We start from the raw sequence: 21,535 nt of genomic DNA, 5'->3' as shown, positions 1-21,535 counted from the left end.
ATGCGCGCCACGACTCCCGACGCCGCCGTCGGACTCCTGCTCCCCCGCGACCTCCCCGCCTCCCAGGTCCTCCCCTACGCCCACCGCGCCGAGGCCGCGGGCTTCGACGAGCTGTGGGTCGTCGAGGACCTCGGCTTCCGCGGCGGCATCGCCCAGGCCGCTGCCGTCCTCGCCGCGACCGAGCGGATCGTCGTGGGCATCGGCATCCTCCCCGCCGCCGCCCGCACTGCCGCGTTCACCGCGATGGAGCTCGGCACGCTCGCCGAGCTGTTCCCCGGCCGTGTGCACGCCGGCATCGGCCACGGCATGCCGCACTGGATGCGCGGACTGCGCATCTGGCCGGCCAGCCCGCTCACGCTCCTCGAGGAGCAGTTCGACGCCGTCCGCTCCCTGCTCTCGGGCGAGGAGACGACGCGCGACGGCCGCTACGTCGCGGTCGACTCGCTCCGCCTCGAGACCCCGCCGACGGTGCTCCCGCCGCTGCTCGCCGGCGTCCGCGGACCCCGCTCGCTCGAGCTGGCCGGCCGCATCGCCGACGGCGTCGTGCTCGCCGAGCCGGTGACTCCGGAGTACCTCGCCGCCGCCCGCGGGCACTTCGGCACGGCGGGCCGCGTCGTCGCCTACAACGTGGCCGCCGTCGACGACGACGCCTCGGCGGCGCGCGACCTCGTCCGCCCCGGCCTCGAGTGGATCGGCGAGCCGGACTGGGCGCCGCACATCGACCCGCTGCCCTTCGCCGCCGAGTTCCGCGCCCTGCGCGACCGGAGCGCCGATCGCGCGGCCTTCGTCCGCGACCTGCCGGACGAGTGGGTGGACCAGCTGGCGGTCGTCGGCACTCCCTCGGCTGCCCGTGCGCGGATCGCCGAGCTTCACGCGGCCGGCGCCGCGAGCGTCGTGCTCATGCCCTCGGGGCCGGACGCGATGGCGGCTCTGGATCGGCTCGCCCGCGTGCTCTGAGCACCCCCGGACCCCGGGAACGCGGTCGGCCCGCGGGATCCGAGGATCCCGCGGGCCGAGGCGTGCTCTGCGAGCCGGCGGTCAGGCCGACATGCGCGCCTTGAGGTTCTCGTCGAGCGTCGCGAGGAACTCCTCCGTCGTCTGCCAGCCCTGCTCGGGGCCGACGAGCAGCGCGAGGTCCTTCGTCATCTTGCCGGACTCGACCGTCTTGATGACGACGTCCTCGAGGGCGAGCGAGAAGTCGATCAGCTCCTGGTTGCCGTCGAGCTTGCCGCGGTGCGCGAGGCCGCGCGTCCAGGCGTAGATCGAGGCGATCGGGTTCGTCGAGGTGGGCTTGCCGGCCTGGTGCTGGCGGTAGTGGCGCGTGACCGTGCCGTGCGCCGCCTCGGCCTCGACGACGGAGCCGTCGGGCGTCGAGAGCACGGAGGTCATGAGGCCCAGCGAGCCGAAGCCCTGTGCCACGGTGTCGGACTGCACGTCGCCGTCGTAGTTCTTGCAGGCCCAGACGTAGCCGCCCTCCCACTTCATGGCCGAGGCGACCATGTCGTCGATGAGGCGGTGCTCGTAGGTGAGGCCGGCGGCGTCGAAGCGCTCCTTGAACTCGGTCTGGAAGATCTCCTCGAAGATGTCCTTGAAACGGCCGTCGTAGGCCTTCAGGATCGTGTTCTTCGTCGAGAGGTAGACCGGGTAGTTGCGGGTCAGGCCGTAGTTCAGCGACGAGCGCGCGAAGTCGCGGATCGACGCGTCCTGGTTGTACTGGACCTGCGCGATGCCGTCGTCGGGCGCCTTGTAGACCTCGAACTTCATCGGCTCGGAGCCGTCCTCGGGGGTGAACTCGACGGTGAGCGTGCCCTTCCCCTTGAAGACGAAGTCCGTGGCGCGGTACTGGTCGCCGAAGGCGTGGCGGCCGATGATGATCGGCTTGTTCCAGCCCGGCACCAGGCGGGGGATGTTCGAGATGATGATCGGCTCGCGGAAGATCACGCCGCCGAGGATGTTGCGGATCGTGCCGTTGGGCGACTTCCACATCTTCTTCAGGCCGAACTCCTCGACCCGCGCCTCGTCGGGCGTGATGGTCGCGCACTTGACGCCGACGCCGTGCTTCTGGATGGCGTGCGCCGCGTCGATCGTGACCTGGTCGTCGGTCGCGTCGCGGTGCTCCATGCCGAGGTCGTAGTACTCGAGGTTCACGTCGAGGTACGGGTGGATGAGGGTGTCCTTGATCTTCTGCCAGATGATCCGCGTCATCTCGTCGCCGTCGAGCTCGACGACGGTTCCCTCAACCTTGATCTTGGACATTGCTCTCCCATGGTCTCGTGAAGCGCCCCGCCTCTGCGCGGGACGGGCGGCTCTCGGCCGCGTCAGACGGCCTCCGTCAGCTTACCGGAGGGGCCAAGTCTCTCGACGTCGAGAGAGTTCCCGCGAACGGCCGGGTCGCCGGACGATGCCTCGTCCGCCGGGAGGATGCCGCCCGCCGAGCGGCCCGCTAGATTGACCGCATGAGTGCACTGCGTCTGGAAGAGCTGTCGGCCTCGAACATCTCCGCCGTCAACGGCCTGAGCCTCAAACCCGGCCAGGAGCAGTTCGTCGCGCCCGTCTCCTACTCCGCCGCCGCGGCCGTGATCGATCCCGGAGCCGCCTGGCAGCGCGCGATCCTCGACGGCGACGAGCTCGTCGGGTTCCTCCACGCGCACTTCGACGAGAACGCGGCGGAGGAGTTCCGCAGCTGCATCTGGCGCATCAACATCGACGCGGCGAAGCAGGGTCGCGGAGTCGGCACCTTCGCGGTCCGCGCCGCCGCAGACGAGGCGCGCAGCCGGGGCTTCGACACCCTCACCGTGATCTGGGAGTCCGGCGAGGACGGTCCCGATCAGTTCTTCCGCTGGGTCGGCTTCGAGGTCGTCGGCGAGACCCCGTACGGCGAGAACATCGGGGCTCTGAAGCTCTGACCGCTCGGGATCCTCGCGACGGGATGTCCGAGCGGATCGGCTCCGAGCCCGACTTCGTCACGGCCGTGCTGGCCGTCGTCGACTCGATCCCTCCCGGCCGCGTCATGGCCTACGGAGACATCGCCGCGGTACTCGGAACCCGTGCCGCCCGCGCGGTCGGCACCGTGATGGCCCGCTACGGCTCCGACACCGCGTGGTGGCGCGTCGTCCGCTCCGGCGGCGCCCCTCCGATCGGCCACGAGGACCGCGCCCGCGTCGAGTACGAGCGGGAGGGCACTCCCCTGGTCGAGACGCCGAGCGGCTACCGCGTCGACGCGCGGACCGCCCGCTGGACCGGTCCGCCCGCCGGCCCCTAGACCAGCGAGTCCCGCCAGGCGGCGTGCAGCACGGCGAAGCGGCCCTCCCCGGCGATCAGGTCGGCCGGAGTCCCGTCCTCGACGATGCGCCCGTGCTCCATCACCAGCACCCGGTCGGCGATCGCGACCGTCGACAGCCGGTGCGCGATGATCACCGCGGTCCGATCGGCGAGCAGGGTCTGCAGACCCTGCTGCACGAGCCGCTCGCTCGGGATGTCGAGCGAGGACGTCGCCTCGTCGAGGATGAGCACCGCCGGGTCCGCGAGGAACGCGCGCGCGAACGAGATCAGCTGGCGCTGCCCGGCCGAGACGCGCCCGCCGCGCTTGTTCACGTCGGTGTCGTAGCCGTCCGGCAGCGACACGATGAACTCGTGCGCCCCGACCGCCTTCGCAGCGCCCACGATCTCGTCGTAGGTGGCCGAGGGCCGGCCGATCGCGATGTTGTCGGCGACGGACCCCGAGAAGAGGTACGCCTCCTGCGTCACCATGACGATCGCGCGGCGGAGGTCCTTGGGATGCAGCGAGCGGAGGTCGACTCCGTCCAGCGTCACCACTCCGTCGGTCGGGTCGTAGAAGCGCGAGAGGAGCTTCGCGAGCGTGGACTTGCCTGCGCCCGTGGATCCGACCAGGGCGATCGTCTGCCCGGCGGGGATGTCGAGGTCGAAGCGGGGCAGGATCTCGCGGTCGGCGGTGTAGGCGAAGCGCACGCCCTCGAAGGCGATGCGTCCGCGGGCCTCGTAGAGGTCGATCGGGCGTGCGGGGTCGGGCACGCCGGGCTCCTCCGCGAGCACGCCCGAGATCTTCTCGAGCGCCGCGGCGGCCGACTGGTAGGAGTTGTAGAACATCGCCATCTCCTCCATCGGATCGAAGAACCGGCGCGTGTAGAGCAGGACCGCGAGCAGGGCCCCGATCTCGAGTCCGCCGTCGAGCACGCGGATGCCGCCCAGCAGCAGGACGACCGCGACGGTCACGTTGCCGATCAGCACGAGACCGGGATCGAAGGTCCCGAAGAGGGCGAACACGCGCTTGTAGGTGACGCGGTAGCGCTCGACGAGCTCGCCGAACACCGATTCGTTGCGCGTCTCGGTGCGGAAGGCCTGCACGGCGCGGATGCCGGTCATCGTCTCGACGAACTGCACGATCAGCCGCGACGACGCGACGCGGGTGCCGCGGAAGAGCGCCTGCGACCGCTTCTGGAACCAGCGGGTCAGGATCGCGAGCGGGACGAGCGCGCAGGCGAGCACGAGACCGCTCGGCGGGTCGAGCGAGACGAGCGCGATCGCCACGAAGCCCATGTAGAGCGCGCCCTGGACGAGCTGGTTGATGCCCGAGTCGAGCAGCTCGCGGATCGAGTCGAGGTCGCTCGTCTGCCGCGAGATGATGCGGCCCGAGGTGTAGTTCTCGTGGAACTCGAGGCTGAGCCTCTGCGTGTGCAGGAACACGCGCTTGCGGAGGTCCAGGAGGATCGCCTGGCTCACCCGCGCCGAGAGCACCGTGTACCAGGCGACCAGGAGGGCGCCGGTGAGGCCGGTGAGGATGTACGCGCCGACGGCGAGCAGCAGCGGCGTCGCGTCGCCGTCGAGCACCGCGGGCAGGCCGTTGTCGATCCCGGCAGCGATCAGCGCCGGTCCGGCGACCTGCGCCGCCGTGGAGATCACGACCACCACCGCCGTCAGGATGAGGCGCGTCCGCAGCGGCCGCAGCAGCGACCCGAGGAGTCGCAGCGAGCGGCGGCGCATCGCCGCGGACTCCGCGCGCGTGAGGTCGTCGCGCTCCTCGAGGGAGCCGAGCGTGCTCATGAGGTCGTCTCCTGATCGATCGGGGCGGGCCGGGAGCCGACGCGCTCGGCGCCGGGGGCTCTGGACTGCTCGTCCTCCTCGAGGCTCGAGACGACGAAGCGGTAGTGGGGGCTCGTCGCCAGCAGCTCGCTGTGGGTGCCGACGGCGGTGACGCGCCCCTCCTCGAGGAGCGCGACGCGGTCGGCGAGCGCGACCGTGGACGGACGGTGGGCGACGATCAGCGCGGTCGTGTCGCCGAGGACGCGGCGCAGGCCCGCCTCGACCCGGGCCTCGGTGTCGACGTCGAGCGCCGACAGCGGGTCGTCGAGCACCAGCACGGACGGCCGCGCAGCGATCGCCCGGGCGAGGGCCAGCCTCTGCCGCTGCCCGCCCGAGAGGCTCATCCCCTCCTCGCCGACCGTCGTGTCGAGGCCGTCGGGGAGGGAGTGCACGAAGTCGGCCTGGGCGATCTCGAGCGCCTCGAGCAGCTCCTCCTCGCTCGCCTCGGGACGCCCGAGGAGCACGTTCTCGCGGACGGACGTCGAGAACAGCGTGGCGTCCTCGAAGGCCATGCCCACGTGCGAGCGGAGCTCCTCGCGGCGCAGGCGGCGCACGTCCACTCCGTCGATCTCGATCGAGCCTGCGGTCACGTCGTAGAGGCGGGGAAGGAGCGCGGTCAGCGTCGTCTTGCCCGACCCCGTCACTCCGACCAGGGCCATCGTCTCGCCCGGCTCGACCTCGAGGTCGACGCCGTCGAGCAGGTCGGCGGTGCTGTCGGGTGCGTCCTGGTAGCGGAAGTGGACGTCGCGGAACACGACCCGGCCGCGCGGCTCCGGGATCGTCTCGGGCGACTCCGGGTCGGTGATCGTGTTGTGGCTGTCCATCACCTCGAAGTAGCGGTCGACGGCGGTGCGCGTGTCGAAGGTCATCGACAGGAGGAACCCGATCGACTCCACCGGCCAGCGCAGCACCGTGGCGGTGGCGAAGAAGGCGAACAGCTCGCCGACGCTCAGCTGGCCGTCGGCGGCGAGGAACACTCCGCCGAGCAGGCACAGCGCGAACGCGACGTCGGGGACCAGGAGGAGGATCAGCCAGATCCCCGCGATGGCCTTGGCCTTCGCGATCTCGGTACCGCGCAGCAGCTCCGCCTGATCGGCGAAGCCCTCGAGGGCGTGCTTGCCGCGGCCGAACGCCTTCAGCACGCGGATGCCGTGCACCGACTGCTCGACGGTGGTCGCAAGATCCCCCGCCTGGTCCTGGCTGCGACGGGCGATGCTCGAGTAGCGCTTCTCGAAGAGGAAGCCGTAGATCCAGACGGGGATCGAGCAGACGATGAAGAGGACGCCGAGGATCGGGTTCCAGTACACGAGAACGCCGAAGCCGACGAGGATCGTCAGAGCGTTCACGACCAGCAGCACGAAGCCGAAGGCGATCCAGCGGCGGATGAGGCTGAGGTCGCTCACGGCGCGGGACAGCAGCTGCCCGCTCTGCCAGCGATCGTGGAACGAGACGGGCAGGTCCTGCAGGCGCTGGTAGAGGGCGGTCCGCATCCGGGCTTCGACGCGCGTGCTCGGGGTCAGCACCATCCGGCGGCGCAGGGCGATCGCGACGGCCTCGAGCACACCGAGGCCGAGGACCAGCAGCACGGGTCCGATCAGCGGACCGAGATCACCGGAGCTCGCTCCGTCGGTGAGCGGCCCGTCGACGAGTCGCTGGAGGACGATCGGGATGGCCAGCGAGACGAGGCTCGCCACGAGGGCGACCACGATGCCGAGGCTGAGGCGCGGCAGGGTGTCGCCGACGAACGGCAGCAGGCGCAGCAGCACCGTCAGGGTGCTCGGGCGCCGGGCGGTCGGGGACGACGGTGCGGACGGGGAGGAGGGTGCGGACACAGGAGTGCTTTCGCGGCGAGGAGCGGAGGGCGCTGTCGGGCGCCGGAGAGGACGAGTGCCGCGGAGTCCGGCTCCGGGCAGCCTTGAAGGCTATACCCGGTCTCGCGGAGGTGTCCACCCGGAGCCGTCGCGGATCCCCCGATCGCGTCGGCGGTCAGCGGACGCGGACGGAGAGGCAGGTCACGCAGCCCTCCAGCTTCTCGAACTCCGAGATGTCGACCGCGACGACGGTGTAGCCGAGCCCGCGGAGGAGCTCGGCGCTGCGGGGCGCCGACGCCGCCATCAGCAGGGTGTCCTCGTCGAGGACGACGACGTGCGCACCGGGCTCCTCCGGCATCGGCAGGAAAGAGGGGAAGAGGCGGGGCTCGTCGACGACGGGCTCCCAGCCGATGACCGTGCCGTCCGGCAGCGCCGTGACCGCGCTCTTGAGGTGCAGCGCCTTTGTGAGCGGCACCGCCACGACCGTCCAGCCGAGGGGGCGGACGATCGAGCGCAGCGCCGCGACTCCCTCGGCGTTCGTCCGACCGCCGCGGCCCACGTAGACCGTGCGGCCGATCTTCAGCACGTCGCCGCCGTCGAGGGTGGCGGGCGCCTCCAGGCGGTGCACGGTGAGGTCGAGCGCGCGCGCCGCCTCCTCGGCACCGGCGCTCTCGCCTCGCCGCGACTCGGCACCCGAGCGAGCGAGGACGGCGTGCGAGCCGAACACGACCACCGCGTCCTCGACGAAGACGGAATCGGGGTGGTCCGGCGCCGTCGCCGCCTGGACCGTCTCCCATCCGGCGGCCTCGAGGGCGTCGACGTACTCCTCCCACTGCGCCTCCGCCGTCACCTGGTCGACCGGCACGCGCTCGAGGTGGGTGAGCTCTCCGTCGCCGAGGTTCGGGGTCGGCTGGCGGATGATCGCGACGCGGCGCGCGGGCGCCTCCCGCTCCTCGCGGGCGGGGGCGAGCGACAGGGCGATCCGGCGGCCGAGCGTGGCGGCCGCGACGGTGAACGCCACCACGAAGAGGAGGTTCAGACCGCCCAGCGTCGCCAGGATCGACATCCAGACGGTCCCGTCGATCGGGGCGCCGCTCGCGGACGCCTGCACGAGCGTGCCGGACAACGCGCCGACCACTCCCGCGAGCAGTCCCGCGAGCGCCGCCGTCCACCGCCGCGCGAGCAGTCCGGCGACGGCCAGGACCCCCAGGACCACGAAGGCCAGGAGGCTCGAGAGCAGGAAGTAGGCGTTCACCTGCGGCAGCGACGAGGGCTGCAGCTGGTTGCCGACGAAGAACGCGAGCAGATTCGCCGTGTGGGCCGCGACCGCCGTGGCCGCCGCCGCCGCGATCGCCGGCAGCACCCTCCGTCCGAGCGTGGGGGCGGTCACGGAGTCGGGCGTCGAGTCGGTAGGCACCCGCCGACCCTACGCGCTCTCCTCCGCCCCTCCCCGAGCACCCCCTCGACGCCTCTCAGGCGCGCCGCCGCGACTCCCGCACGAAGCACCGTCCCGCCCGTGCCTCACGACTGGACGCGCACCGGGCCCCCACTCCCGCCCGAGCACCGCTTCACGACCAGTCGCCCTCGCCCCCGCCTCCGACTGGACGCGGAACGCCCTCCACCCACCGACCTGCGCCCGGATCGCGACCCCTCACTGCTCGACAGCACCGTCCGCCGCCGCAGCACTCGACACCCGCGAAGCGGGGCGTTCAGGAAGCCGGCGCCCTCCGGGCGAGGCACACGTCAGCTCGACGCCCGCAGGGCGAGGACACGAGAACTCGACGCCCGCAGGGCGAGGACACGAGAACTCGACGCCCGCAGGGCGAGGACACCCAAACTCGACGCCCACAGGGCGAGGACACCCAAACTCGACGCCCGCAGGGCGAGGCACACCCCGAGTCCCGGCAGGCTCCGAGTCCTGGATGGGTCGATGCCCGAAGGGCGAGCCCGCTCAGCGGGAATCGCGTGCCAAGCGATTCCCGCGGCGGGCGACGCACCCCGCTCCCTGGAACTCACGCCGTCGCGAAGCCGACCGCGCCACGCCGCGCGAGGAGCGGCGTGGAAGGCAACACCTTCTTCCACTGAGCGCTCCGCGCTCAGTGGAAGAAGTGCCGCTCCCCCGTCGTGTACATCGTGATCCCCGCGCGCTTCGCCGCGTCGATGACCTCGGCGTCGCGGACGGAGCCGCCGGGCTGGACGACGGCCTTCACTCCGGCGGCGAGGAGGACCTCGAGGCCGTCGGCGAAGGGGAAGAAGGCGTCGGAGGCGGCGACGGAGCCGGGGGCGCGGTCGCCGGCGCGGGTGACGGCGAGGTGGCAGGAGTCGACGCGGTTGACCTGGCCCATGCCGACGCCGACGGAGGCGCCGCCCTTGGCGAGGAGGATCGCGTTGGACTTCACGGCGCGGCAGGCCTTCCAGGCGAACTCGAGGTCGAGGAGCGTGTCCGCGTCGGCGGGCTCCCCGGCGACGAGCTCCCAGCCGGAGCTGACCTCGCCCGGGCCTCCCGTGAAGCGGTCGGGCTCCTGGATCAGGACGCCGCCCGAGATCTGCTTGAACTCGGTCTCGACGGGGGCGTAGAAGGAGGGCAACTGCAGCAGGCGCAGGTTCTTCTTCGTCTTGAGCACCTCGAGCGCTTCGGGCTCGAAGGCGGGGGCGACCAGCACCTCGGTGAAGATCTCCTTCACGGTCTCGGCCATGGCGAGGGTGACGGGGCGGTTCGCGGCGATGACGCCTCCGAAGGCCGACACCGGGTCGCACTCGTGGGCGCGGCGGTGCGCGGAGGCGATGGGGTCGAGGGCCTTCGTGCTCGCGATCGCGATGCCGCAGGGGTTCGCGTGCTTGATGATCGCGACGGCGGGGAGGACGAAGTCGTAGGCGGCGCGGACGGCCGCGTCGGCGTCGACGAAGTTGTTGTACGACATCTCCTTGCCGTGCAGCTGCTCGGCCTGCGCGATGCCGGTGCCGTCGGGCGACACGTAGAGCGCGGCCTTCTGGTGCGAGTTCTCGCCGTAGCGGAGGACCTGCTTCAGGGTGCCGCGGATCTCGACGGCGCCGCCGAATTCCGATCCGTCGCCCTCCTGCCCGGCGAACCAGGCGGCGACGGCGGAGTCGTACGAGGCGGTGTGCGCGAAGGCGCGGGCCGCGAGGGTGCGGCGGGCGGCGAGGGTGGTGCCGCCGTCGGCCAGGGCGGCGACGACTCCGGAGTAGTCGGCCGGGTCGACGACGATGGCCACGTTCGCGTGGTTCTTGGCCGAGGCGCGGACCAGGGCGGGTCCGCCGATGTCGATGTTCTCGACGACGGTCGCGGGGTCCGCTCCGCCGGCGACCGTCTCGCGGAACGGGTACAGGTTGACGACGACGAGCTCGAACGCGGCGATGTCGAGCTGCTCGAGCTGCTCGCGGTGAGAGGCGAGGCGGAGGTCGGCGAGGATGCCGGCGTGCACGGCGGGGTGCAGCGTCTTCACGCGGCCGTCGAGCGACTCCGGGAAGCCGGTGACGGAGGAGACGTCGGTCACCTCGTGGCCCGCGTCGCGGATCGTAGCGGCCGTCGATCCGGTCGAGACGAGCTCGACACCGGAGGCGGCGAGCGCCGCCGCGAGCTCGAGGAGCCCGGTCTTGTCGCTGACCGAGATCAGCGCTCGGCGGACGGGTACGACGTCGCGGTCGTCGTAGCTGCTGGGGTCGTGGGCGGTGATGCTCATGCTCGGGCGAGCTCCTCGAGATCGACGGTTCCGTGGGCGATGTCGAGCACCGTCTGCACCAGCAGGCGACGCTCGATGGTCTTGATGCGCTCGTGCAGAGCGTGCTCGCTCTCGCCGGGGAGCACGGCGAGGCTCTCCTGGGCGATCACGGGGCCGGTGTCGACTCCGGTGTCGATCACGTGCACGGTGACCCCGGTCTCGGTCGCGCCGGCCGCGAGCGCGTCGCGCACGGCGTGGGCACCGGGGAACAGCGGGAGCAGGGCGGGGTGGGTGTTGATCATCCGCGGGCTGAGGGCGTCGACGACGACGGGAGGCAGGATCCGCATGAATCCCGCGCAGACCACCAGGTCCGGCTCCCACTCGCGGATGCTCGCGAGCAGCTCCTCGCCCCACGCGTCGCGGGAGGCGAAGGCGTGCGGGGTGACCGTGAAGGAGGGGACGTCGAACGCCTCCGCGTGCCGCAGCCCCTCCGCGTCGGTGTCGCTGCCGACGGCGACCACGCGCGCCGGGAAGCGGTCGTCCCGGGTCGCCTCCAGGAGGGCGCGGAGGTTGGAACCGCCGCCGGAGATCAGTACGACGAGCTTCAGCACTGCGCAAGTCTAGGGGGAGGCCTCCGCCCGGGACCACCGCGCTCAGTCGCGCGGGGGCCTGCCTGCGGCCAGGCCGAGTCCGGCGGCGATGGCCAGTTCGAGCGCGGCGATCGCGCCGACGACGAGTGGATCCGGCCCCACGACCGCGAGCCGCCCCGGCCCGGCGGAGCCCGCCGCCGCCCAGGCGAGCAGCCCGAGGACGACGCCCCCGACCACTCCGGTGCCGGCCGCGGCGACCGCACCCCAGCGCAGCAGGGAGCGCCCGTCGACCGCCTCGATCAGCGGGCGGCGGACGCGCCACCCCGCGAGGAACCCGGCGAGGATCGGGACGAGGAGTCCGAGGAACCCGAACGGCAGGTCGCCCTGCGGCAGGGCTCCGAGGACCGGGATCGACGGCACGGGCCCGAGCAGGGTCCCGGCCGGTCCGACCGACGAGCCCGCGCCGAGGGCGAAGCCCGGCCCGATCAGCCAGCTCGCCGCCCAGATCACGAGGTCGGGCACGAAGGCCAGCTGACCGAGCGTCAGCACGAGCCCGCCGAGCGCCTCCGAGCCCAGACCCTCGTAGAGCGCGACGACCGAGGTGTACCCGACGACGAGGAGCACGGCGACGAGCACCGCGGCGGCGCCGACGACGCCGGCCGCCGCCAGCGCTCCGGCTCGCAGCGACGTGAGCACGAGCGGGAGCGCGGGCTCCGGCAGCCGGGCCGCCGCGTCCGAGATCAGCTCGCCGAGCCGGTCCCTCTCGCCGCTGCGGGCGGAGTGGAGGACCGCTCCGATCGCGACTCCGAGACCGAACACGAGCGGTGGCAGGACGGCACCCTGCACGGGGGCGATCGTCGCCGACTCCGTGGCGGACCCGAGCGTCACCAGGAACGCGATGGCGAAGTAGGTGGCGATCGCCGCGGTGAATCCGATGAAGCGGAACGGCGACTCCTGTGCCCGGCGTCCGGTGCGGGCGCCGAGGAGGATCGCGAGCAGCGCGAAGGCGAGGGGCGCGATCGTGACGGTGAAGGCGTCCGTGCCGCCGGGCAGCCCCAGGGCGAGCGCCGAGTCGGGGGCGAGGCTCGCCCGCAGGTCGGCACCGTGGCCCATCAGCCAGGCGTCGGCCGAGAGGCGCCAGAACACGGCCCAGTCGACGGCCGTGTCGTACTGCACCGCCCAGAGCACGGTGAGCGGGACGAGCGTGATCGCGATGCCCAGGAGAGCCGAGAGCGCGGCGTCGAAGGCGGCGAGGAGGGCGACGGTGATCCGGTTCATAGGCGCGACGAGCCTACCGGCGGGTCCGCGTCCGGTCGCGGCGCCGCGCGCGGCCTCCCGCCCTCCTGCCGCGCGCGCCGCCACGCCCTACTGTCGACTCGTGACGAAGACCCCGGCCGAGCGGACCGAACGCGGACTGGACAGGCTCGTGAACTTCAGCGACGCCGTCACGGCGATCGCGATCACGTTCCTGGTGCTGCCGCTCGTCGACGTCGTCGAGGAGGGCGGGTACGACGACGTCGGCCCGCTGCTCGCGGACCACTCCGGCACGCTGGCGGCGTTCGTCGTGACCTTCGCGGTCATCGGACGCCTGTGGCTGGTGCAGCACGCCGTCTTCGAGGAGGTGCGCGGCTACTCCCCCGCGCTCGTCGCCGTGAACTTCGTCTGGCTCGCGGCGATCGTCCTCCTGCCGTTCGCGGCGAACCTGCTCTCGACCGTCTTCACCGACGATCCGTCCGTCTTCGCCCTCTACATCGGAGTGGTCATCGCGGCGAGCGCCGCCACCCTCGGGATGCGGCTGCTGCTGCGCCGGGATCCCGCGCTCGGCGCCGGAGCCCCGCAGCCGCTGTCCCGCCCGCTGATCGTCCTCGGGCTGCTCGGCGTCGCGCTCGTCCTCGCGGTGACCGTGCCCGCGGTGAACATGCTCTGGCTGCTGCTGCTCCTGCTCCTGGAGCCGCTGGACCGATGGGCGAGGCGCAGGCGTCCTCGGGCCTCTGCCCGTCCCGTCCGCACCCCTCGGGGACTGGACCGCCTCGTCAACTTCTCGGACGCGACCGTCGCGATCGCCATCACCCTCCTGGTGCTGCCGCTCGTGCAGCTCGCTCCGGAGATCGCCGAGAGCGGAGGAGGCGTGCCGGCGCTCCTCGACGACCACCTCGACCAGGTGCTCGCCTTCGCCCTGTCGTTCGTCCTGATCGCCGTGTTCTGGATCCCGCACCACCGCGTCTTCGAGCGTGCCGACGACTACGACGGCGTGCTGCTCCGGCTCGATCTGCTCTGGCTCGCCGCCGTGGCGTTCTTCCCCTTCGCCACGGGCGTGATCGCGCTGCTCCCCGACTCCCGCGGGACGATCGGCCTCTACGTCGGGACCATGGTCGTGATGAGCGGCGCGCTGGTGCTGATCGAGAGGCACCTGGAGCGGCGCCCGGAGCTGCTGCGGGACGGCGTCGCCGGAGCGCCCCTGCGCCGGGCGCTCGTGCCGTTCGGTCTGCTGGTGCTCGCGTTCGTGCTCGCGATGGCGGTGCCCTCGCTCTGGTGGCTACTGGTCCTGCTGCTGCAGCGGCCGGTGCAGGTCCTGCTCGAGCGGAGGCGTCCCGCCGGCTAGCGCTCGGGTGCCCAGCCCAGCTCGGGTGCGATCCGCTCGGCCACCGTCCGCAGGATCCGGCGGTGCGACTCCACCCCGCCCACCGCGGGGAGCGTCAGCGTCAGCGAGTCCGCCTCCGCGAGGGCCGGATCGGCGGCGAGCGACGCGACGATCTCCTCCGGCGAGCCGAGGTGCAGCGGGCTGAAGCGCATGGGAGCCGCGATGATCGAGCGGTCGGCCGTGCGCGGTGTGCCGTCGTCGTTCATCCGCGCGAGGTAGCCGTCGATGAAGGCGCGGTGGGCCCGCTCGTCGGCGTCGTCCAGGAGCGGCAGCACGATGCGGCCGGCAGTGACCTTCGACGTCCGCTCCGGATGCGCGGCGCGGAACGCCTCGCGGTAGGCGCGGATCTGCACCGCCTGCTGCTCGGCGAACGGCAGCCCGGTCTCCTCCGTGTTGAGGGTGGAGACCTGCAGGTGCATGCCCTGCTCGCCGGCGCGCACCGCGGAGGAGACGGTGCCGGCGCCGTACCAGATCCGGTCCGCGAGTCCCGGGGCGTGCGGATGCTGGAGGAGCGGATCGCCGACAGGCACCGACATCAGCGCCGACTCGGCGATCCCGAGCACCTCGCCCGAGAGGGCCTCGCGCAGCCGGCGGATCCGCTCCTGAGCCTCGGCGCGGAACTCGCCCTCGCCCTGCCCGAAGACACCGTCGAAGACCGACGCGAGGTGCGCGAATCCGCTGCTCACCCCCAGATCGAGGCGGCCGCCCGACAGCAGGTCGACGGTCGCCGCGTCCTCGGCGAGGCGGATCGGCGCCTCGTAGCGCGCGCCGATGACGGCGGTGCCCAGGCGGAGGCGCCGCGTGCGCTGCGAGGCGGCCGCGAAGAAGGTCATCGGCGAGGCCAGGAAGCGCTCGAAGTGGCGCACCCGCACCCAGCCGGTGCCGTAGCCGAGCTCCTCGGCGAGCTCGAAGAGGGCGAGCCCGTCCTCCAGGCTGCGCGCGGCGTCGCCCGGCTGCTCGGGCCCCTCCGGATACGGGACGAAGGTGAGGAAGTCGAGGCCGAATCTGCGGGTCACACCGCGACGGTACCCCGGAACGCGCGAACGGGCGGGATCGCTGCCGGAGCAGCGGATCCCGCCCGTTCGGACGCGCCAGTGGCTACAGCGACGCGTAGACCTCGCGCAGCAGCGCGGCGGTCTCGGACGGCGTCTTGCCGACCTTCACGCCCGCGGCCTCGAGGGCCTCCTTCTTGGCCTGCGCGGTGCCCGCGGAGCCCGAGACGATGGCGCCGGCGTGGCCCATCGTCTTGCCCTCGGGAGCCGTGAAGCCCGCCACGTAGCCCACGACCGGCTTGGTGACGTTCGCCTTGATGAAGTCGGCCGCGCGCTCCTCGGCGTCGCCGCCGATCTCGCCGATCATGACGATCGCCTTGGTCTCGGGGTCGGCCTCGAACGCGGCGAGCGCATCGATGTGCGTCGTGCCGATGATCGGGTCGCCGCCGATGCCGATGGCGGTCGAGAAGCCGAGGTCGCGCAGCTCGTACATCATCTGGTAGGTCAGGGTGCCCGACTTCGAGACGAGGCCGATGGGGCCCTTGCCTGTGATCGTCGCGGGGGTGATGCCCACGAGCGACTCGCCCGGCGTGATGATGCCGGGGCAGTTCGGGCCGATGATGCGGGTCTTGTTCCCCTTCTCCTGCGCGTACGCCCAGAACTCGGCCGAGTCCTGCACCGGGATGCCCTCGGTGATGACGACGAGGAGGCCGATCTCGGCGTCGATCGCCTCGATGACGGCGTCCTTCGAGAAGGCGGGCGGGACGAACGCGATGGAGACGTCGGCACCGGTGGCCTCGATGGCCTCCTTGACGGTGCCGAAGACGGGCAGCTCGACGTCGCCGTGGGTGACGGTCGTGCCGGCCTTGCGCGCGTTCACGCCGCCGACGATGTTGGTCCCGGCCTTGAGCATCAGCGCGGTGTGCTTGGTGCCCTCGCCGCCGGTGATGCCCTGGACGATGACCTTGGAGTCCTTGGTGAGGAAGATCGACATGCTTGTTCTCTGATTCCTTGAGTCGTCGGGTCCGTTACGCGGCGGCGAGTTCGGCGGCCTTGTCGGCGCCCTCGTCCATGGTCGCGGCGAGCGTGATGAGCGGGTTGGCGGCGGCCTGCAGGATCGCGCGGCCCTCCTCCACCTTGTTGCCGTCCAGGCGGACGACGAGCGGCTTGGTCGCGGTGTCGCCGAGGATCTCGAGCGCCTGCAGGATGCCGTTGGCGACGGCGTCGCACGCGGTGATGCCGCCGAAGACGTTGACGAAGACGCTCTTGACCTGCTCGTCGCCGAGGATCACATCGAGGCCGTTCGCCATGACCTGGGCGGACGCTCCGCCTCCGATGTCGAGGAAGTTGGCGGGCTTCACGCCGCCGTGGCGCTCGCCCGCGTAGGCGACCACGTCGAGGGTCGACATGACCAGGCCCGCGCCGTTGCCGATGATGCCGACCTCGCCGTCGAGCTTCACGTAGTTGAGGTCGTTCTCCTTGGCCTTCGCCTCGAGCGGGTCGGCGGCGTCCTTGTCCTCGAGCGCAGCGTGCTCGGGGTGGCGGAAGCCGGCGTTCTCGTCGAGCGAGACCTTGCCGTCGAGCGCGACGATGTCGCCCTCCTCGGTGAGGACGAGCGGGTTCACCTCGACGAGGGTCGCGTCCTCGCCGGTGTAGACGTCGTAGAGCTTCACGAGGACCGGGGCGACCTTGCCGATCAGCTCCTCGGGGAACTTCGCCGCGCGGGCGATCTCCTCGGCCTTGGCGAGGTCGATCCCCTGGCCGGCGACGACCTCGACGCGCGCGAGCGCCTCGGGGCGCTCGACGGCGAGCTGCTCGATCTCCATGCCGCCCTCGTAGGACGTGAGCGAGAGGTAGGAGCGGTTGGCGCGGTCCAGCAGCACCGAGAAGTAGAACTCCTGGGCGATGCGGGCACCGCCCGCGACCATGACGCGCTTGACGACGTGGCCCTTGATGTCGAGGCCGAGGATCGACTTCGCGGCCTCCTCGGCGTCGTCGGCGGTCTTGGCGACCTTGACTCCGCCGGCCTTGCCGCGTCCGCCGATCTTCACCTGCGCCTTGACGACGGTCACGCCGCCGAGCTTCTCGGCCGCGGCGCGCACCTCCTCGGGCGTATCGGCGACGATGCCGGGGAGCACGGGGACGCCGTACTTCTCGAACAGATCACGGGCCTGGTATTCGAAGAGATCCACGCTGCATTCCCATTCCGCGCCGAGCGCGCTTGCGTTTCGAGTCCGATGCGGCCCGTCTGCGCCGGAGTCTCGGCACAGTCCTGGGCCGCGACAACTCTACTCCGCACGCACTGAGCGCTTCCCGCGCCGCGTAGCGTGGTCGCATGCCCCTGCTCCGTCGCCGCTCCCGAGCGCAGCGCGACGTGTTCCGCGAGGGCGTCTTCCTGATCGCCGGCGCCCGCGCGATCCTGCTGCAGATCGCGCATCCCGCTGTCGGCGCGGGCGTGGCCCAGCACTCCGACTTCGTGCACCGGGCGCTGGGGCGCCTGCACGGCACCCTCTCCTACCTCTACGCGCTGCACTACGGCTCCCCCGACGACGTCCGCGCGGTCCGCCGCCGGGTGAACCGCGCGCACGGCCCGGTCCGCGGCCCCGGGTACAGCGCCTTCGATCCGGAGCTGCAGCGCTGGGTCGCGGCGACCCTCACGCAGTCGATGCTGCAGCTGCACGAGGGCGCGTTCGGGCCGATGACCCGGGAGCAGGCGGACGATCTCGTCGACCGCTCACGCGTGGTCGGCACCTCGCTGCAGATGGCGGACGCGGCGTGGCCGGCCGACCGGGCGGCGTTCGACGCCTACTGGGACGAGCAGGTGACGCGCCTGCGCGTCACGCCCGACGCGCGCCGCGTCGCGCACGACCTCCTCGGTGGAGCGATCGCCGCGTGGTACCTGCGCCCGCTCGGCCCGTACCTCCGTCTGATCACCGCGGGGCTCCTCCCGCCGGCGCTGCGGGAGCCGTTCGGCTTCCGCTGGAGCGAGCGGCAGCAGCGGCGCTTCGACCGGGCGCTCGGCATGACCTTCGCCGTCTACCGTCGGCTCCCGGCGGTCGTGCGGACGTCGCCGAGTCGCTTCTACCTGGCGCAGGTGCGCCGCGAGTCCTCTCTCTAGAACCCTGCCGTGATGCTCCAGCCCGCATAAGCGGCGAGCTCGAGGCCCAGCGCCTGCGCGGCGGCCTGCGCCTCGTCGACGCCCCGCTCGTCGCGCACGTCGACGGCGATCGGCACGCTGTCGCCGAAGCCCGCGACCGAGACCCGGGCGCTCGTCGGCCCGCTGTAGAGAGGGACGTGCGCGTCCGCGGTGCGCGCCCCGATCACCCGCGACCCGGTCGCCTCCGCGATGACCGCGAGGGCGAACGGAGCCGTCGCGATCGCATCCGTGTACAGGGTCGCCTCGCCTCGCATGCCACGACCCTACGGCGCCCCTCGGATCCTGCTCCAGCACTCCCGCCGAGGCCTGCGGTGGAGGAGAATGCGGCTCGGAGCAGCACTCGATGAGGAGGCGCAGCATGGACGCGGTCGTGGTCGGAGTCAGCGGATCGGATCGGAGCACGGACGCCCTGCGCTGGGCGCTCGACTACGCGCAGGGCCATCGGCTGCCCGCGGAGCTCGTGAGCGTCGTCGAACCGGCGCGCGGCCGGATCGCCGAAGCGGCCGCCGAGCAGCGCCGCGCGGCGGGCGCGGTGCTCGAGGAGGCGCTGGCCCTCGCCGAGCGGGAGTACCCCGAGGTACCGGTGCGCGTGAGGCTGCTCGACGGCGATCCGGTGCACGCGCTCGCCGACGCCGCGCCCGCCGGCGCCCTGCTCGTGCTGGGTGCGCATCCGCTCTCCCGGCGCGGACTCTCGGTGGCCGCACCGGTCGCCGTCCGGGTCGCCGCCGCGTCGCGATCGGCGGTGGCGCTCATCCCCGGACCCGCCTCGACGGGGCGCAGCGGAGTCGCGGTCGGCGTCGACGGATCCGAGGTCTCGCTCGAGGCGATCAGGCTCGCGGCGAAGGAGGCCGACCGGCTCGGCGAGCCCCTGCTCGCCCTGCACGCCTGGCAGCTGCCCGGAGCGTGGGCCGACTCGGTGCCGGTCGAGCGCCGCGTCATCGACGCGATCGAGGAGGACGAGGACCTCGTGCTCGCGGAGTCCCTGGTCGGCCTCGGCGACAGCTGCCCCGACCTCGAGATCCGGCACCTGCTCGTGCGCGGCAACCCTGTCGAGAAGCTGAGCGAGGTCGCCGCGGAGGCGCGGCTGCTGGTCGTCGGCAGCCACGGACGCGGCGCGTTCCTGCGGTTGCTGCTCGGCTCCGTCAGCCACAGCCTCGCACTGACGGTGCCGGGTCCCCTCGTGATCCTCCGCCATCGAGCTCTGACGCGCTGAGCATCCGATGGGATCCCTTGAACGGGGCACGCGCCGGTCCTACGGTGAACCACCCGGCATCCGCCGCGGCTGTCGACGACGACGGGAGCGCACATGAGCATCGCCGAACCACGACCTGCGGAGGCTCCCGCGGCCCCGCCCGCCCCGACCGGCTTCGGCACCCTCTCGGTCGCCGCGATCCTGGCGGAGGCGGCGCGGCGGACGCCGACCACGATCGCGATCCGGGTGGGTCCGCTCGCCCTCGACTACGCCACGCTCTGGGACCAGACCCGGGCCTACGCCGGCGCCCTGCGCGCCCACGGGATCGGTCCCGGCGATCGCGTCGCGCTGCTCGTGCCGAACGTGCCCGACTTCCCGCGCGGCTACTTCGCCGTCCTCGCGCTGGGCGCGGTGGTCGTGCCGGTGCACGCCCTCCTCAAGCACGACGAGATCGCGTACGTGCTCCGCGACTCCGGCGCCTCGGCGCTGATCTGCGCCGCACCGCTCCTGCCCGAGGGGGCCGCCGGGGCCGCTCTCGTCGACGTCCCCGTGCTCAGCGTGATGGTGCCGGACGGCACCGAGTCGCCGTTCCCGCGCCTCGAGGACCTCGCCGCCGAGGCCGCTCCGATCGACGGGTACGTCCCGCGCGAGCCCTCCGACACCGCCACCATCCTCTACACGAGCGGCACGACGGGCCGTCCGAAGGGGGCGGAGGGGACGCACTTCGCGATCGTGTCGCAGTCGGACGTGCTGCTCATGAACACCTTCGACCTGCACCGCGGGGACGTCGTTCTCGGTGCGCTGCCCCTCTTCCACACGTTCGGCCAGGTCTGCGCCATGAACACGGCCTTCCGCACGGCGGCGACGGTGGTGCTGGTGCCGAAGTTCGACGGCGACGCGGCCCTCGAGGCGATGATCGCGCACGAGTGCACGGTGTTCGAGGGCGTGCCGACCATGTACGTCGCGCTGCTCGACGCCGCGACCAGGCGACCCGACCGCCCGCCGCTGCGCTACGCGGTCTCCGGAGGAGCGTCACTGCCGCTCGCGGTCATCGAGCGGTTCCGCGAGGTGTTCGGGGTCGAGATCTACGAGGGCTACGGGCTCACCGAGACCTCCCCCGTCGCCACCTTCAACCACGTGGGCGTCCCGCCGCGGGCCGGCACCGTCGGCACTCCGATCTGGGGCGTCGAGGTGGAGGTCGCCCGACCCGAGGTGGCCGACAGGATCGAGCTGCTCCCCCGCGGCGAGCTCGGCGAGATCGTCGTGCGCGGCCACAACCTGATGAAGGGCTACCTCGGCAACGCGGCGGCGAGCGCCGAGGCCGTCGTCGACGGCTGGTTCCGCACCGGAGACCTCGGCACCAAGGACGACGAGGACTACGTCCGCATCCTGGACCGCACGAAGGACATGATCATCCGCAACGGCTACAACGTGTACCCGCGCGAGGTCGAGGAGGTGCTGATCGGCCACCCCTCCGTCGCCAACGCCGCGGTCTTCGGGGTGGCGGACGAGAAGCACGGGCAGGAGATCGTCGCCGCCGTGGTCCTCGCCCCGACCGCCGAGGTCGGCGCCGACGAGCTGATCGCCTTCGCGAACGAGCACCTCGCCGCCTTCAAGTTCCCCCGTCGCATCGAGTTCGTCGACGCCCTGCCGCTGGGCCCGAGCGGAAAGGTGCTGAAGCGCGAACTGGTTGCCCGCTACTCCTGACCGTCCCTCCGAGATGCCACTCCGGTACGCCCCTCGCGGCGTGTCTCGTACCGGAGTGGCATCTCGTGGCGGCGAACCGTCAGCCGAGCAGCGACCAGACCACGGAGGCGAGCACCGCGCCGGTCGCCGCGCCCGCCACGACCTGCGCCGGGGTGTGCGCGCCGAGACGCACGCGCGACCAGCCCGTCCAGAGCAGGACGGGCACCGACACGAGCAGCGACCACGTCCCGTAGGCGATCAACACCACGACGGCGCAGGTCGCGACGACCGCGGCGTGGCCCGACAGCTTCCACGCGAGGTTGACCACTCCGACCGCCACGACGACCGCGACGGTGACGAGGCCGAAGGTCGTCACGGCCGCGGGTGCACCGAGCACCGCGAGCAGCACCAGGCCGACGACGATCGAGACGAGTGCGAGGGCGATCGGCAGAGCGCGCTCGCGTCGCTCCGGGACGTGGTGGTCGCCCGTGATCCGCCCGGCGCGCAGCAGCAGCCGGATCGCGAGGTACGGCAGGACGCCGACGAACAGCGCCGCGAGGGCGCCCCATCCCACTCCCAGGAGGGGCGGATCCGCGACCCGCGCCCCGACCGCGATCGGCACGACGACCGCGAGCACCGCCGGCGAGAACGCCTCGGTCGCGAAGCGCGCCAAGGCCTCGCTCCGG

The 21,535-nt window shown here is 72.3% G+C and carries 19 protein-coding genes; 7 read left to right on the top strand and 12 right to left on the bottom strand.

Going from position 1 to position 21,535, the window contains the following annotated elements; genetic code table 11:
• Entirely contained in the window at positions 1-957 is a 957-nt protein-coding gene (locus ASF46_RS04470) for an LLM class flavin-dependent oxidoreductase (protein WP_056866558.1), read from the top strand.
• An 81-nt stretch (positions 958-1,038) separates the two neighbouring features.
• Here the strand turns inward: ASF46_RS04470 and ASF46_RS04465 are convergent, their stop codons facing one another.
• Complete coding sequence (locus ASF46_RS04465; protein ID WP_056866557.1) at positions 1,039-2,256, bottom strand: NADP-dependent isocitrate dehydrogenase; 1,218 nt, start codon at positions 2,254-2,256, stop codon at positions 1,039-1,041.
• A 200-nt stretch (positions 2,257-2,456) separates the two neighbouring features.
• Here ASF46_RS04465 and ASF46_RS04460 point away from each other — a divergent pair, with 200 nt between their 5' ends.
• Together ASF46_RS04460 and ASF46_RS04455 are read left to right on the top strand one after the other, a co-directional pair.
• Positions 2,457-2,906, top strand: a complete 450-nt coding sequence (locus tag ASF46_RS04460; protein WP_055787533.1) for a GNAT family N-acetyltransferase — start codon at positions 2,457-2,459, stop codon at positions 2,904-2,906.
• 23 nt (positions 2,907-2,929) lie between these two features.
• Complete coding sequence (locus ASF46_RS04455) at positions 2,930-3,262, top strand: MGMT family protein (RefSeq protein WP_056866556.1); 333 nt, start codon at positions 2,930-2,932, stop codon at positions 3,260-3,262.
• Here the strand turns inward: ASF46_RS04455 and ASF46_RS04450 are convergent.
• The 6 genes from ASF46_RS04450 to ASF46_RS04425 all read right to left on the bottom strand — a co-directional run bounded on the left by ASF46_RS04450 (position 3,259) and on the right by ASF46_RS04425 (position 12,459).
• Positions 3,259-5,061 carry an ABC transporter ATP-binding protein gene (locus tag ASF46_RS04450; protein WP_056866555.1) on the bottom strand — a complete coding sequence of 601 codons (1,803 nt, stop codon included), beginning with the start codon at positions 5,059-5,061 and terminating at the stop codon, positions 3,259-3,261. The two genes, ASF46_RS04455 and ASF46_RS04450, sit on opposite strands and share 4 nt — an antisense overlap.
• Positions 5,058-6,932 carry an ABC transporter ATP-binding protein gene (locus ASF46_RS04445; RefSeq protein ID WP_082485244.1) on the bottom strand — a complete coding sequence of 625 codons (1,875 nt, stop codon included), beginning with the start codon at positions 6,930-6,932 and terminating at the stop codon, positions 5,058-5,060. The genes ASF46_RS04450 and ASF46_RS04445 overlap by 4 nt, the downstream gene beginning before the upstream one ends.
• Positions 6,933-7,086: 154 nt before the next feature.
• On the bottom strand, positions 7,087-8,328 hold the full coding sequence (gene ddaH, locus ASF46_RS04440; RefSeq protein WP_327205454.1) for a dimethylargininase: 1,242 nt from the start codon (positions 8,326-8,328) through the stop codon (positions 7,087-7,089).
• Between the two features lie 679 nt (positions 8,329-9,007).
• The gene (purH, locus tag ASF46_RS04435) at positions 9,008-10,612 is read right to left on the bottom strand and encodes a bifunctional phosphoribosylaminoimidazolecarboxamide formyltransferase/IMP cyclohydrolase (RefSeq protein ID WP_055787521.1); all 1,605 of its coding nucleotides are present in this window, start codon (positions 10,610-10,612) and stop codon (positions 9,008-9,010) included.
• Complete coding sequence (gene purN / locus ASF46_RS04430; RefSeq protein ID WP_055787518.1) at positions 10,609-11,202, bottom strand: phosphoribosylglycinamide formyltransferase; 594 nt, start codon at positions 11,200-11,202, stop codon at positions 10,609-10,611. The genes purH and purN overlap by 4 nt, the downstream gene beginning before the upstream one ends.
• A gap of 42 nt (positions 11,203-11,244) precedes the next feature.
• Entirely contained in the window at positions 11,245-12,459 is a 1,215-nt protein-coding gene (locus ASF46_RS04425) for a DUF6350 family protein (protein WP_056866553.1), read from the bottom strand.
• Between the two features lie 100 nt (positions 12,460-12,559).
• On the opposite strand from ASF46_RS04425, the gene ASF46_RS04420 reads away from it, so the two are divergent.
• Positions 12,560-13,783: a TMEM175 family protein gene (locus ASF46_RS04420; RefSeq protein ID WP_056866552.1), complete on the top strand. Its 1,224-nt coding sequence runs from the start codon at positions 12,560-12,562 to the stop codon at positions 13,781-13,783.
• Here ASF46_RS04420 and ASF46_RS04415 read toward each other — a convergent pair.
• The 3 genes from ASF46_RS04415 to sucC form a co-directional block, all read right to left on the bottom strand.
• Complete coding sequence (locus ASF46_RS04415; RefSeq protein WP_162240159.1) at positions 13,780-14,838, bottom strand: LLM class flavin-dependent oxidoreductase; 1,059 nt, start codon at positions 14,836-14,838, stop codon at positions 13,780-13,782. The two genes, ASF46_RS04420 and ASF46_RS04415, sit on opposite strands and share 4 nt — an antisense overlap.
• Positions 14,839-14,920: 82 nt before the next feature.
• Positions 14,921-15,808 (bottom strand): succinate--CoA ligase subunit alpha, encoded by an 888-nt coding sequence (gene sucD / locus ASF46_RS04410; RefSeq protein ID WP_055787509.1) that lies wholly within the window; start codon positions 15,806-15,808, stop codon positions 14,921-14,923.
• A 34-nt stretch (positions 15,809-15,842) separates the two neighbouring features.
• Positions 15,843-17,006 (bottom strand): ADP-forming succinate--CoA ligase subunit beta, encoded by a 1,164-nt coding sequence (gene sucC / locus ASF46_RS04405; RefSeq protein WP_055787504.1) that lies wholly within the window; start codon positions 17,004-17,006, stop codon positions 15,843-15,845.
• A 143-nt stretch (positions 17,007-17,149) separates the two neighbouring features.
• Here sucC and ASF46_RS04400 point away from each other — a divergent pair, with 143 nt between their 5' ends.
• Positions 17,150-17,932 carry an oxygenase MpaB family protein gene (locus ASF46_RS04400; RefSeq protein WP_056866551.1) on the top strand — a complete coding sequence of 261 codons (783 nt, stop codon included), beginning with the start codon at positions 17,150-17,152 and terminating at the stop codon, positions 17,930-17,932.
• Here the strand turns inward: ASF46_RS04400 and ASF46_RS04395 are convergent.
• Complete coding sequence (locus ASF46_RS04395; protein WP_056866550.1) at positions 17,929-18,225, bottom strand: hypothetical protein; 297 nt, start codon at positions 18,223-18,225, stop codon at positions 17,929-17,931. The two genes, ASF46_RS04400 and ASF46_RS04395, sit on opposite strands and share 4 nt — an antisense overlap.
• 104 nt (positions 18,226-18,329) lie before the next feature.
• On the opposite strand from ASF46_RS04395, the gene ASF46_RS04390 reads away from it, so the two are divergent.
• On the top strand, positions 18,330-19,184 hold the full coding sequence (locus ASF46_RS04390) for a universal stress protein (RefSeq protein ID WP_056866549.1): 855 nt from the start codon (positions 18,330-18,332) through the stop codon (positions 19,182-19,184).
• Positions 19,185-19,277: 93 nt separating this feature from the next.
• Positions 19,278-20,870 carry a long-chain-fatty-acid--CoA ligase gene (locus ASF46_RS04385; protein WP_056866548.1) on the top strand — a complete coding sequence of 531 codons (1,593 nt, stop codon included), beginning with the start codon at positions 19,278-19,280 and terminating at the stop codon, positions 20,868-20,870.
• A 79-nt stretch (positions 20,871-20,949) separates the two neighbouring features.
• Here the strand turns inward: ASF46_RS04385 and ASF46_RS04380 are convergent, their stop codons facing one another.
• A complete protein-coding gene (locus tag ASF46_RS04380) occupies positions 20,950-21,522 on the bottom strand; it encodes a phosphatase PAP2 family protein (protein ID WP_056866547.1) in 573 nt (190 codons plus the stop codon).
• Positions 21,523-21,535 lie beyond the last annotated feature (13 nt).

The organism is Rathayibacter sp. Leaf296 (assembly GCF_001423045.1).
Classification (GTDB): Bacteria; Actinomycetota; Actinomycetes; order Actinomycetales; family Microbacteriaceae; genus Rathayibacter; species Rathayibacter caricis.
The sequence above is the reverse complement of the archived record's forward strand: the minus strand, read 5'-3'. Positions and strand labels throughout refer to the sequence as shown.